Genomic DNA, 13,425 nt, shown 5'->3' on the forward strand with positions numbered 1-13,425 from the left:
CATGATCGGAAGCGATGAGTTCGGGTCACTCGATCATAACATCGTCGAGAAATTCGCTTGACAAATGTGTCGTATAAATTTGTACTATGACTTTGCGATGCGAGTCAGTCGTCTCGCATGCACCGACAACATACACCAGGAGATGGCATGAAGCAGATTGGCGTGATCGGGGTAGGGATGATGGGGCATGGTATCGCGAGCAACATCCAGAAGCACGGCTATGCACTGAACGTGCTGGAACATCCCGGCAACCAGCCGCTCGATGCGCTGCGCGCGGCGGGTGCGCGCACCACGGCTGATCCGAAGGCGCTCGCGGCTTCGGTGGATGTGCTGATCCTGTGCGTCACCGGCACGCCGCAAGTGGAGGACGTGCTGTTCAATCGCGGCGTGCTGGAGGCCTTGCGTCCGGGGACGGTGGTCATCGACTGCTCGACGGCCATTCCCGAATCGACCATGCGCATTGCGGCGGCGGTGCAGGACGCCGGCGCGCGCTTCCTCGATGCGCCCATGACGCGCACCCCGAAGGAAGCCGCCGAAGGCCGCATCAATCTGATCGTCGGCGGCGAGCGCGCGGTGTTCGACGAGTGCCTGCCTCTCTTGCAGACGTTTGCGGAGAACATCGTGTACGCGGGCGAGGCGTCCTCGGGGCATCGGCTCAAGCTGCTGCACAACTTCGTCTCGCTCGGCTTCTCTGCCGTGCTGGCCGAAGCCGCCGCGTGTGCGAACCGCGCAGGCGTGTCCCCTGACGTGCTCATCAGCGTGCTGGCGGCGGGCGGCGGCGACGGCGTCGTGTTCAAGCGATTGAAGCCGTTCATCGAGTCGGCGGACAGTTCCGGCTTCCGCTTCTCGATGTCGAATGCGCTCAAGGACATGAGCTATTACGTCGCGATGACGGGTGAAGTCGGCGCCGCGCATACGGCGGCCAGCGCAGTGCGCGACGTGTATCAACAGGCCGTGACCGAAGGCGGCGAACACACGCCGGTGCCGGAACTGATCGCGCTGCTTACGGGCAACGTCGAGCAGGCCGCGTGATGCAGGCGGGCGCGCCGCGTAACGCATTGGGCTTCGACTTGCCGATCCTCGATGCGCACCATCATTTCTTCGATCTGTCTGATGGCCACTATCCGTGGCTCACCGACGCGTATAACCCGGACTTCTTCCTGGGCGATTACCGCGCGATCTGCCGCGACTTCCTGCCTGCGGACTATCGCGCCGCGACGGCGGGCTTCGACGTGATCGGCACGGTGCACATGGAAGCCGAGCGCGCCCGCAGCGAGCAGACCCGCGAGAACGATTTCCTTGCGCGACTGAAGGCGTGTGAAGGCTTGCCGTGCGCGGCGGTCGCGCATGTGTACTTTACCCAGGACGATTGCGAAACGGTGCTCACCGCGCATGCGGCCCATCCGCTCGTGCGCGGCGTGCGGTCGAAGCCGGTGACGGCGCCGGATGCGGCCTCGAGCGTGCGTGGCCAACCCGGCACGATGCAGGACCCCGCATGGCTGCGCGGCCTCGCCTCGCTCGCGCGCTTCGGTCTTTCGTGGGATTTGCGCGTGCCGTTCTGGCATCTGGAGGAAGCGGCCGAAGTGGTGCGCGGCATTCCGGATACGACGGTAGTGCTGAATCATCTCGGCCTGCCGCTGGACCGCTCGGAGCAGGGGCTTGCCGTGTGGCGGCGCGGCATGCGGGCGCTTGCCGATTGCCCGAACGTGCACCTCAAGGTTTCCGAACTCGGTCTGAAGGGCGGCGTGTGGGACAGCGCTAGCAACCGGCGCGTGGTGCGCGAAGCCGTGGACATGTTCGGCTATGAGCGCGCGATGTTCGCGAGCAACCTGCCGGTAGGCGGTCTCTCCACAAGCTTCACGCAAATGATCGCCGATGTGACCGGCGCGCTGCCCGACGCCACTGAAACACAGTTGCGCGCGCTGTTCGCGGAAACCTGCCGGCGTGTGTATCGCGTAGACGCGCCGTGAAACAAGCCTTTCCCAACGCATGATCATAAAGAAAACCCAGGAGACGAACATGCAGGCAATCGACGAGAACCGGCTCTTCCGGAAGATATCCACGCGAATTCTTCCGGTCCTCATGCTGGCGTTTTTCTTTTCCTATGTGAACCGCGTGAACGTGGGTTTCGCCAAGCTGCAGATGGCGAGCGACCTGCATTTCAGCGACGCGGTGTACGGCTTCGGCGCGGGCATTTTCTTCGTAGGCTACTTCCTGCTGGAAGTGCCCAGCAATATCATCCTGCACAAGGTGGGCGCGCGGCGCTGGATCTCGCGCATCATGCTGACATGGGGGCTGCTCTCGTGCGCGACGATCTTCGTCAAGACGCCGATGCAGTTCTACGGGATGCGCTTCCTGCTCGGCCTCGCCGAAGCGGGCTTCATTCCGGGCGCAATCTATTACATGAGCCAGTGGTATCCGGGCGCGCGGCGCAGCCGGGCATGGGGCGTGTTCTATGTGGCGCTGGCGTCGTCGGGTCTGTTCGGCAGTCTGGTATCGGGCGCGATCCTGCACTACATGAGCGATCTCGGCGGATTGCGGGGCTGGCAATGGCTGATCCTCTGCGAGGGTATTCCAACCTTGCTCCTCGGCGTGTACATCTGGTTCCGCATGAACGACAGCATCGCCAACGCGTCCTGGCTCTCGGACGACGAAAAGCGCCATCTGCAAACCGTGCTCGCCAGCGAGAACCGCCACAAGCTCGAAACGGGCTTCGGCGCGCTGCTCGCGAGCGGCCGCATCTGGGCGCTGATCGCCATCTATTTCGGCTTCACGATGGGCCTCTACGCAATCAGCTTCTGGATGCCGACACTCGTGCAACGCATGGGCGTGAAGGATGCGCTGAGCATCGGGCTGCTGACGGCGATCCCCAGCGCCTGCGCAATCGCCGCGATGGTGCTGATGGGCCTGAGTTCGAGCCGCCGCAACGATCTGCGCTGGCATCTGACGATCGCCTATGTCACCGGCGCATTGGGCTTCGCGCTGTGCGTCGTCTGGCAACATCAGCCGGTGCTCGGGATCATCGCGCTGTGCCTGGCGAACATGGGCGTGTACTCTATTCCGGCGCTCTTCTGGGGCTTGCCCACGGCGCTGCTGACCGGCGTCACGGCGGCCGCCGGCATCGCGCTGATCAACGCGATCGCCAATCTGGCGGGCTTTATCGCGCCCTATCTGATCGGTTATCTGAATACCGTGACGGGACGCACGGACGTGGCGCTGATCGTCGTCGGCGCGTGCCTTGCGCTCGGCGCGGCGCTGGTGCTGCTCGTCACCCGCGAAAGCAGACTGGCCGCGGGTGGCGTCGACCGGCGCGCGGCCTGAATCATCGAATCGAACTGAAAGGAGACAGACATGGCAGGACCTTTGAGCGGCATGCGCGTGATCGAACTGGCGCACATCATGTCGGGACCCGTGTGCGGAATGATGCTTGCCGACATGGGCGCCGAAGTCATCAAGGTGGAAAAGATTCCGCTGGGCGACGATTCGCGGCGCTTCTCGCCGATGCTCGATAACGGCGAATCGGCTTCGTTCATGATCGTCAACCGCAACAAGCGCGGCATCGGCCTCAATCTCAAGACGGAAGGCGCGCGCGAAGTGCTGCGCAAGCTGCTCGCGAGCGCGGATGTCGTCACGGAGAACTATCGCGAAGGCACGATGGAGAAGTTCGGTCTCGGCTACGACACGCTGAAGGAACTCAATCCGGGTCTCATCTATTGCTGCATCTCGGGCTTCGGACGGACCGGTCCGTGGGCGGGCAAGGGCGGCTTCGACCTGATCGCGCAAGGCATGAGCGGCATGATGAGCCTGACCGGCGAGGAAGGGCGGCCACCTGTCAAGGCCGGCTCGCCGGTGGCGGACATCAACGCCGGTATCCTGGCCGCGCTCGGCATCTCGGCGGCCTACACGCACAAGCTGAAAACGGGAGAAGGGCAGGTCGTCGATACGTCGCTGTTCGAGGCCGCGCTGCAGCAGATGTACTGGCCCGCCGCGAGCTGGTTCGCGCAAGGGACCCTGCCGAAGAAGATGGGCTCGGCCAACACGACGAGCGCGCCGTATCAGGTGTTCGCGTCGAAGGACGGCTGGATCAACATCGGCGCGGCGAACCAGAGCAACTACGAACGCCTGCTGGCGGTGCTCGACATGCCGCAACTCGCCGCCGACCCGCGCTTCGCCGACAACGCCGGACGCATGGCCAATCGCGACGAACTCGTGCGCCTGCTGACCGAGCGCCTGATGACCCGCACGACCGACGAATGGATTCGCGCATTCGACGAAGTGGGCTTGCCCGCCGGTCCCGTGCTCGATGTCGCGCAGGCGCTGGAGCATCCGCAGGCGCAGGCGCGCGGCATGGTGGTGGAGTCGCATCATCCGCTCGCGGGCGACGTGAGGGGCATCGGCCTGCCGATCCGTTTCTCGGGCGGCAATGCGTCGCAATCGGGACTCGCCGCGCCCTTGCTCGGACAGCACACGCGCGAGGTGCTGCGCGAGATCGGCTATGCCGACCAACAGATCGACGCGATGCACGAAGCCGGCACGGTGTTCGCGCGCGGCGCCTGAAGCGGGATCGCCGGACTCATCACAAGGAATTCGCATGTTTCTCGAACTGACGCGACCGGAGCTCGTACGCACGGGCAATCTGATCGATGGTAAATGGAGCGGGGCGGCCGAAGACGGGCGCTATCCGGTCATCAATCCGGCCAGCGGCGAGCGCTTCGCCGAGGTCCCCGACAGCACGCCCGCCGATGCGCGCGCCGCGACCGATGCCGCCGCGCGCGCATGGCCCGCCTGGCGCGCGACGCTGCCGCGCGAGCGCGCGGCCATCCTGCGCCGCTGGCATGGGCTGATCCTGGAGAACCTGGAAGATCTCGCGCGCATCATGTCGACCGAGCAGGGCAAGCCGCTTGCCGAGGCGCGTGGCGAAGTGCGCTACGGTGCGTCGTATGTCGAGTGGTTCGCGGAGGAAGGGCCGCGCGTGTATGGCGACCTCATTCCTCAGCAGCAGCGCGGCAAGCGCATGAGCGCGGTGAAGGAGCCCATCGGTATCGTCGCGGCGATCACGCCGTGGAACTTCCCGCTCGCGATGATCGCCCGCAAGATCGCGCCCGCGCTCGCGGTCGGCTGCACGGTGGTCGCGAAACCCGCCGAGGACACGCCGCTCACCGCGCTGGCGCTTGCGCAACTCGCGCTGGAAGCCGGCTTGCCCGCAGGCGTGCTCAACATGATCTCGGCGTCGCGCGAACGGGGCGTGGCGGCGGTCGCCGACTGGCTCGCCGATGCACGTGTGCGCAAGATCACCTTCACCGGCTCGACGGCGGTCGGCAAACATCTTGCGCGTGAATCGGCGGGTACGTTGAAGAAGCTGTCGCTGGAACTGGGCGGCAATGCGCCTTTCATCGTGTTCGACGACGCCGATCTCGATGCGGCGATCGAAGGGCTCATGGCGTCGAAGTTCCGCAACGGCGGGCAGACGTGTGTGTGCCCGAATCGGGTGTACGTGCAGGCGGGCGTCTACGATGCCTTCGCGCGCAAGCTCGGTGAGCGCGTGGCGGCGCTGAAGGTCGGGCCTGCCACCGACGAGACCGCGCAGATCGGCCCGATGATCAACGCGCGTGCGGTCGAGAAGATCGCGCGTCACGTCGACAATGCGCTGTCGCTCGGCGCACGCGTGCTGACCGGCGGCCGCAGGCTCGATGCGATCGGTCCGAACTACTATGCGCCGACCGTGCTGCTCGACGCGCAAGACGGCATGGCCGTGTGCTGCGAGGAGACCTTCGGACCGGTCGTGCCGCTGTTCCGTTTCGAGCAGGAGCAAGACGTGATCCGCGCCGCGAACGACACGCCTTACGGACTTGCCGCCTACTTCTACACGCGCGATGCGCGGCGCATTCATCGCGTGTCGGCGCAACTGGAGGCGGGCGTGATCGGTGCGAACGAAGGCGCGGTGTCGAGCGAGGCGGCGCCGTTCGGCGGCGTGAAGGAATCGGGTTATGGCCGCGAAGGATCGCGCTACGGGCTCGACGACTACCTGTGCGTCAAGTATGTGTGCGAAGGCGGGCTCGATTGAACCGGCATGTCGATCTGAACGATCTGCGCGTGTTTCATGTGGTCGCGCAGAAGTCCAGCTTTGCGGCGGCCGCTGATTTTCTGTCGGTGTCTCCCGCTTATGTGAGCAAGCGCATCCAGTTGCTGGAAAGCGCGCTGGATGCGCCGCTGCTGTTTCGTTCGACGCGGCGCGTTGCGCTCACCGAAGCCGGCGAGCGGCTGTACCGGCGCGCGCAGAAGCTGCTCGACGATGCGGATCAACTGCTCGACGATGTGTCCGGCGTCAAGCACGCGCCGCGCGGCATGCTGCGGATTTCCAGCAGCTTCGGCTTCGGGCGGCGGGTGGTCGCGCCGGTGCTCGCGCGCTTCATCGAGACTCATCCGCAACTGAACATGCGGCTCGATTTGTTCGACCGTATCGTCGATGTGGCCGCTGAAGGTTATGACCTCGATATCCGCGTCGGCAATGACATCGCGCCGCATCTGATCGCGCGGCGTCTTGCGACCAATCACCGGATTCTATGCGCTGCGCCGGAGTATCTCAGGGCGCGCGGCACGCCACGGAGTATCGGCGAGTTGCAGGCACATGAATGTCTGTGCATCAAGGAGCGGGATCATCCGTTCGGCGTCTGGCGTTTCGTCGTGAACGGCGAGGACATGCGGGTGAGAGTGAGCGGCGCGCTGGCTTCGAACGATGGCGAGGCCGCGGTGCAGTGGGCGCTGGCCGGGCGCGGCGTGATGCTGCGCTCGATCTGGAACGTGCGGACCTATCTCGACGATGGCCGGCTGATCCAGATTCTGCCGGAAGTCACGCAGCCCGCCGATGTATTCGCGGTCTATCCGTCGCGGCTCGCGACCTCGGCGCGGGTGAAGGCTTGTGTCGAGTTTCTGGAAGGGGCGTTCGGGGGCGGGGGCTGGTCGCCGGGCGGGTGACGTGCCGAGGTGGTTCCGGGGCTCTGGCGGCGTTGCTGTCAGATCAAGTCCTGGCCAACACCGCGAATACAGCCAATACAACTCAATGCACCTCGCACTGAATCCGACAGGTTTCCCAGACTCACAAAAGCGTAGTCGGGCGTTGCTGCGCCGGATGTTTTCTGGCAGGTCCGCACCGACCCGTTCCCGAACACACTCGCGCAGCAATCAACAGGTTGCGCGTTCCGGTGTGCGAAACCACGCGAACGCAAGGTGATGCGACTCCGCGAGTGAAGGCAGGGGGCGTGTTGACAAGAGCGACCGACGCCCTGGCAATTCCGGCGCGGGCGACGGACCCATGTACGCTCACTCCATGCGCGCCCTTGCGCGTACTTCGCAAGCAGTGACGCGCGTCTTCGACGCAGGCGCGCTTGCCTGTCTACGATCTCTCCAACATCGCAAAAGGCTGTCGTTCGTCTCGAGCGAACGGCATTTCCGGGCACGTGTAGCTTGGCCTTTCATGATGAGCTTTCCCTTGCGATCGAAGCCAAACTGTCACAGAATGATTGTTCATTTTCGTTCGTAATGTTCATAAATGAACAATTCAATGGCGAGTCCAGGCGAGGAAGAGCATGAATATCGGGATCATTGGCGGCGGAATCGGCGGGTTGGCGGCGGCAATCGCGCTGCAACAAGCGGGACATCAGGTAAGCGTGTTCGAGCAGGCCGAGCGCTTTGGAAGGGTCGGCGCGGATATCAACCTGACACCGAATGCGGTACGCGCGCTCGACGGTCTGGGTGTCGGCGTACAGTTGCGGAAAACGGCGGCGCGTCCGAACGCGCGTATCAGCCGGATGTGGGACACGGGCGAAGAAACCTCTCGGCTCGCGATGTCGGATGAAGCGGAACGCAAGTACGGTGCGCCCCAACTGACGATGCACCGCGCGGACGTCATGGCCGCGCTCGAGCAGGCCATGGCGCCCGGCGCACTGCACCTCGCCAAAAGAAGCGTCTCATTCGCCGATGCAGACGGCCAGGCAGGCGTGACGTTCGCGGACGGCTCGACGCAGGCTTTCGACCTGCTGGTCGGCGCCGACGGCATCCATTCCAGCGTGCGCAAGTTCCTGTTTGGCGAAGAACACCCTCAGTTCACCGGCATCGTGTCATATCGCGCGGTGGTGCCCGCCGAACGCCTGAGCGGCAGCAATCCTGGCGCGTTCGTCAAATGGTGGGGGCCCACCGACGATCTGCAGATCGTCACGTTCCCGCTCGATCGCGGCCGCAATGTGTTCATATTCGCGACGACGTCGCAAGCCGACTGGACGCACGAATCGTGGACCACGCCCGGCGATGCTGACGCGTTGCGGCGCGCCTATGCAAACTTCCATCCGCAAGCACGTGTACTGCTGGACGCTTGCGACACCGTGCTCGCGTCGGCCCTGTATATTCGCGATCCGTTGGCCAGTTGGACGGGTGCGCGCATGGCGCTGCTCGGCGACGCATGCCATCCGATGATGCCGTTCATGGCGCAAGGCGCGGGCATGGCGATCGAGGACGCTGTTGTGCTGTCTCGTGCGCTCGAGGGCGTCGAAGCCAGCGGGCTCGGCGCGGCGCTCTCGCGCTATGAACGCGCGCGCCAGGAGCGCACCGCCAGGATCCAGATCGGCTCGCGTGGCAACAACTGGCTGAAGACGGGCGGCAATGCCGACTGGGTTTACGGATACGACGCGTGGTCCGTGGCGCTGCCATGAGCCTCCTGCGCACGACTTGAACTGACCGGAACTATCTGAAGATGACCAAGCCATCGGACACTGCGAGCGCTTCCGGCGCGTCGGCAACGCCCGTCGAACGCGCGTTCAGCCTATTGCGCCATATCGCCGACGGCGGCTCGACCACCAATCTGAGCGAGGTCGCGCGGCAGATCAACGTGAACCGCGTCACGGTGATGCGGCTGCTCGAATCGCTGACGTCGGCCGGGTTGATCGAACCCATTCCGTCCGGCGGCGGCCACCGGCTCGGCATGCCGTTCCTGACGCTGGCAGCGAGCGCGCTCGGCTCGGCGGATCTCACCTCGCGCGCGCGCCAGATCCTGCCCGAACTGGTCGCGAAAACAGGCTTGTCGGCGTATCTGGCTGTACTCGAAGGCACCGAACTGATCTATCTGTTGTGCGAGACGCCCGATACGCCGCTCGTCAGCCGCATTCGTGTCGGCAGCCGTATTCCGGCGCATCGCGCAACGCCGGGACTTGCCATGCTGGCAACGCTCGACGGGCCAGCGCTCGCCGACCTATACGCGCACAGTCCAGATGCAAGCGTCGCCGACCAGCCAGACTGGGAAGCGCTCAATGCCGCGCTCGGCAAAGTGCGCGAAACAGGATGCGCCTGGAGTTTTTCGGGCCTCGAAGCGGGAATCGATTCGTGCGCGGCGGCCGTCGCGGATCGCCGCGGCGGCGTGCTCGCCGCGCTGAGCGTAGCCGGTCCGGACATCGCGTTTTCGAATGATGTTTCCCTGCGCGCAACGGTCGAAGCGAGCGTCAGGGCCGCCGCCAGTGCACTGTCCCGTTCCAGCCTTTAACGGGGTCGCTTCGTCCGTCTCTCCGTTCGGCGCTGAAATGTCCCGTTCGGGGAGAGGGCATCGTTTGAGAAGAGACGGCAGGCTACTTTTTCGAGCCCTAAGGTTTTGGGCGGCGGTTTATGCGACGCAAGGAACTGCCCAGCCGTTTCGCTCCGTTACGGCTTGCAGGCAGCGCTATTGCAGCGGGCGCTGCGTGATGTATCCGACGGCATCGGGCGTCACTGAGGTGGCGAATGAGTGAGCATGCGCAAACGGGGCGCACCGGGGCCACCTGATATGCTCGCTCAGTGTGAACCGGACACTTCCGGCGTCGCCCAGGCGCGCGGCGAAAGGCCGGGCGTGGCTTTGCTCCCATTGCAGACGAATGCGGCGTGAGCATGGGATCGCGAGTGCCACGTGCTATTTTTCCAAAGAACAAACGACCCGTCAGACAGACCAGCCGACAATGGCCAAACGAAATACCACTGATGCCGCACGCCGCGGTGCGCGGCAGCGCGAAAGCGAAGTGCGGGCCACCGCGGATGAGATCGTCGCGTCCGATCGTGCAGGATCGGACGAACCTATGGAGGAGCGGGGCGAGGAGGAGGCAGGTGCGTCCGCGTATCTCGTGCCAGGACTCGAACGCGGCCTGCGCATCCTGACCGAATTTTCCGCGCGCGAACCGGTGCTCGGAGCACCGGAACTGTCCCGCCGTATCGGCATTCCGCGCACCACGACGTTCCGCCTGCTTCAGACGCTCGAAACGCTCGGGTTTCTCGAGCGCGTCAACGGCGACCGCCAGTTTCAACTGGGTGTCGCAGTGCTGCGCCTCGGCTTCGAGTATCTGAGTTCGCTCGAACTTACCGATCTCGGCACGCCCGTGCTGGAGCGCCTGCGTGACACGACGGGCCTGAGCGCTCACCTGCTGATACGCGATGGGCGCGACGTGGTGTTCGTCGCGAAGGCGCAAACACGCGAGCCCATGTTCAGTTCCGTGAAGGTGAATGTCGGCACGCGTTTGCCCGGGCATGCCACTGTGCACGGCCAGGTGCTGATGGGCGACCTCACGCTTGCCGAACTGCGCGCGCTCTATCCGGAGAAGCAGTTCGAACGTTATACCGACCGCACGCCGGCCACCCTTGCCGATCTCTACGCGCGCGTGCGCGAAAGCGCCGAGCACGGTTTTGCGCTCAGCGAGGCTTCCTTCGAAACGGGCATATCGGTAGTGAGCGCGCCCGTGCGCGACCAGTCGGGGCGCATCGTCGCGGCGATTACCGTGACGGTGCCGCGCTCGAACATCGGCGGAGAGGCCGAACGTGCGCCATTGGTCAGCGCCGTGTGCGGCGCGGCGCTCGATCTGTCCACGCGCCTGAATTACCGGCCCGGGCCGAACGATCCTACGGCGTTGCTCGCGTCGCACCGCCGGGCGGTCCCGGCGGCCTGAAACACGCCGGCTGCCACAGCAGGCGAGGCGCGCCCGCGCTTCACGTGCCTCGCCGTGCATGCTTCGCGCGCAACCAGAACGAGCGGCGCATGCCGGTCAGCACGATCGCCTGATCCGGATGTATGCCCGCCGCCGTGAAGAGCGCTGCCTGCGCCTCGAAGTGGCGTGCTCGTAGAGCGCGTTCACGTACATCGGCGTGGACTTCGAAAGCGCGTGCACGTGGCCGGTCATGTGGTGTGTCCGGCGGTGGCCGGAGAGCATAGAAGCCGCTGCGCCGCCCACCACGCTGTTGGCAACCATGAACTGACTACGCCAGCCCTGCGTAGACCTCACTTTGATTTCGGTCGCTCCCGCCTGGGACCGAGAAGGCCGACCCATTTGTTCCATAGGTGGTTAATAATAACGTGGGTGGAACGTATTCGAAAACTTGCAAGTCATCGAGACACTTTCAGGAAGGCGGGATGAGTGCAGTCTCATGATCGCAAGGTATTGAATATCAAGCGTTTCGGCAACCTCGTCGAGCGTTTCGGGGAATTGGTACGGTGATTTTTTCGAAGCTACCTAAGTGTTTTCCCTGGAACAAAAGGATTTTTGTTTTTCCCTGAGAACCCGATTCATATAATGACCATATGTAAATCAATGTTCCATATAAGGAACAAGATGCAGGGCCGATAGCGGCAGCTGGTTGGAGTACGGCGCACGTGCCGGACATGCCGGCGACCTGTCCGGCGACACATCGCCGGAGTTCGTGTTCAACGGCGCCGCGTTGGCATGGACCCGTCAGCTGAAGCGCTGCTGTGCGAGTCGGGTTGCGGGGCGATCGTCGCTATCGCGTCCGATAGGGGCAGAGGGAGCCCCGGTGCTGTTCCTGCCTCCGGATGCCGCGCGCGTCGTAAGCGTGTAGTTGCTGCGGGTGAACGGCGGCTTTGTGATGAATTGACCTGGTCGGAGCGAAAGGAGAAAGCGATGGTGGATGCTGATATCGAACGCAAGTCGTGGGAGCGTCCCGAAGACGCCAGTTTTGACCGGTGGATGAACGGCCGCGTGGCGCGTCTCGACACGCGCCGCTACGACTGGGACGCGCTGAAGTTTCAGGCCGACTACGACCCGACGTATCGCCGCGCGCAAATGCGCTATGTAGGCACGGGCGGTACGGGCGTGGCGAACGATTCGAACACCGTGCCCGCAGGCGGCTTCACGTTTTCGACGATGGTGATTCCGGCCGGCAACATCGGCCCGAGCCATATCCATACCGACGTCGAAGAAATTTTCTTCGTGCTGCGCGGCAAGTTGAAGGTAGTTTGCGAAAAAGATGGCGAGACCTGGGAAGCCGTGCTCGGCGAGCGCGATCTGATCTCGGTGCCGCCGGGCGTTTATCGCACGGAAATCAACGTTGGCGAGGAAGACGCGCTGATGTGCGTGATGCTCGGCTCGCCGAAGCCCATTACGCCGACATACCCGCCGGACTCGCCGCTCGCGAAGATCAAGCGTGACTTGAAAAAGTAAGGATGACAGATTGCCTGCTGCCGCAAACGAATCCATGAATGATATCCACCAACCCGCCTATAGCGCCGCCGCGCCTCTCGAAGCACGCAGCGCGCGCTTCCCGGCGCGCATTGCCGACGCGGGCGGAGTCATCGTCGCGTATCGCGAGGCGACAGCGGCACACGCGACACACGCGTTGCCGCTCGTGCTGCTGCATGGCCTCGGTTCGGGGGCGGGCTCCTGGGTCCAGCAACTCGAAGCGCTGGGCGGCACGCGCCGCGTGCTCGCGTGGGACGCGCCAGGCTACGGCGTTTCCACGCCGGTGGCGCCGGCCTCGCCGCGCCCCGAAGACTATGCGCGCGTGCTCGCGGGGTGGCTCGATGCGCTCGGCGTGTCGCGCTGTGTGCTGGTCGGGCACTCGCTTGGTGCAATCGTCGCGGGCGCGTTCGCCGTAGCGCATCCGGCAAGGCTCGGCGGCTTGCTGCTCGTTTCGCCGGCAGGCGGATACGGCGCGGCCACGCAAGCGCTGCGCGATGAGAAGCGCGACGCGCGTCTTGCCATGCTCGCCGAGCTGGGCCCGGCGGGCCTCGCGCAACGGCGCAGCCCAAACATGCTTTCCGCCTCCGCCGACGAGGCCGCGCGCGCATGGGTGCGCTGGAACATGTCGTGTGTGATTCCGCAGGGCTACGCCCAGGCTACCCATCTGCTCGCCCATGCCGATCTCGCGGCCGATCTCGCGCATTACCGCGGCGTAGTGAGCGTCGCGGTGGGCGCCGAGGACACGATCACTTCACCCGCGGCCTGCGAACGCATTGCGAAGGCTGCGCGCACGCCGTTGCAGATCGTGCCGCACGCCGGCCACGCCGGTTATATCGAAGCCCCGCGGGCCTACAACGCGTTGATTGCCGCGTTCGCCCGCGCCTGCGACGCAAATCGGAGTCACTGAATGACGCTCGACTTCGCCAGCGCGGCAACCGACGCCGACGAG

Annotated in this window: 11 protein-coding genes; all 11 read left to right on the plus strand. The window is 64.6% G+C overall.

Annotated features, from left to right (window positions below):
- Positions 1–147 precede the first annotated feature (147 nt).
- The 11 genes from QCE64_RS14570 to QCE64_RS14620 all read left to right on the plus strand — a co-directional run bounded on the left by QCE64_RS14570 (position 148) and on the right by QCE64_RS14620 (position 13,383).
- Positions 148–1,032: an NAD(P)-dependent oxidoreductase gene (locus QCE64_RS14570; protein WP_310004482.1), complete on the plus strand. Its 885-nt coding sequence runs from the start codon at positions 148–150 to the stop codon at positions 1,030–1,032.
- Positions 1,032–1,970 carry an amidohydrolase family protein gene (locus tag QCE64_RS14575; RefSeq protein ID WP_310005778.1) on the plus strand — a complete coding sequence of 313 codons (939 nt, stop codon included), beginning with the start codon at positions 1,032–1,034 and terminating at the stop codon, positions 1,968–1,970. Before QCE64_RS14570 ends, QCE64_RS14575 begins: the two co-directional genes overlap by 1 nt.
- Before the next feature lie 49 nt (positions 1,971–2,019).
- Positions 2,020–3,321: an MFS transporter gene (locus QCE64_RS14580; RefSeq protein ID WP_309932088.1), complete on the plus strand. Its 1,302-nt coding sequence runs from the start codon at positions 2,020–2,022 to the stop codon at positions 3,319–3,321.
- A 30-nt stretch (positions 3,322–3,351) separates the two neighbouring features.
- Positions 3,352–4,557: a CoA transferase gene (locus QCE64_RS14585; RefSeq protein WP_309932089.1), complete on the plus strand. Its 1,206-nt coding sequence runs from the start codon at positions 3,352–3,354 to the stop codon at positions 4,555–4,557.
- A gap of 34 nt (positions 4,558–4,591) precedes the next feature.
- Entirely contained in the window at positions 4,592–6,064 is a 1,473-nt protein-coding gene (locus tag QCE64_RS14590) for an NAD-dependent succinate-semialdehyde dehydrogenase (RefSeq protein WP_309932090.1), read from the plus strand.
- A complete protein-coding gene (locus tag QCE64_RS14595) occupies positions 6,061–6,975 on the plus strand; it encodes a LysR family transcriptional regulator (RefSeq protein WP_310004484.1) in 915 nt (304 codons plus the stop codon). Before QCE64_RS14590 ends, QCE64_RS14595 begins: the two co-directional genes overlap by 4 nt.
- A gap of 611 nt (positions 6,976–7,586) precedes the next feature.
- Positions 7,587–8,705: an FAD-dependent monooxygenase gene (locus tag QCE64_RS14600; protein WP_310004486.1), complete on the plus strand. Its 1,119-nt coding sequence runs from the start codon at positions 7,587–7,589 to the stop codon at positions 8,703–8,705.
- A gap of 41 nt (positions 8,706–8,746) precedes the next feature.
- Positions 8,747–9,529: an IclR family transcriptional regulator gene (locus QCE64_RS14605; protein ID WP_310004488.1), complete on the plus strand. Its 783-nt coding sequence runs from the start codon at positions 8,747–8,749 to the stop codon at positions 9,527–9,529.
- Positions 9,530–10,091: 562 nt separating this feature from the next.
- On the plus strand, positions 10,092–10,952 hold the full coding sequence (locus QCE64_RS14610) for an IclR family transcriptional regulator (protein WP_404987403.1): 861 nt from the start codon (positions 10,092–10,094) through the stop codon (positions 10,950–10,952).
- Between the two features lie 966 nt (positions 10,953–11,918).
- Positions 11,919–12,458, plus strand: a complete 540-nt coding sequence (locus QCE64_RS14615; RefSeq protein WP_310004492.1) for a cupin domain-containing protein — start codon at positions 11,919–11,921, stop codon at positions 12,456–12,458.
- Positions 12,459–12,492: 34 nt separating this feature from the next.
- Entirely contained in the window at positions 12,493–13,383 is an 891-nt protein-coding gene (locus QCE64_RS14620) for an alpha/beta hydrolase (protein ID WP_310004494.1), read from the plus strand.
- Positions 13,384–13,425 lie beyond the last annotated feature (42 nt).

Origin of the sequence: Caballeronia sp. LZ043 (assembly GCF_031451075.1) — a bacterium.
Classification (GTDB): Bacteria; Pseudomonadota; Gammaproteobacteria; order Burkholderiales; family Burkholderiaceae; genus Caballeronia.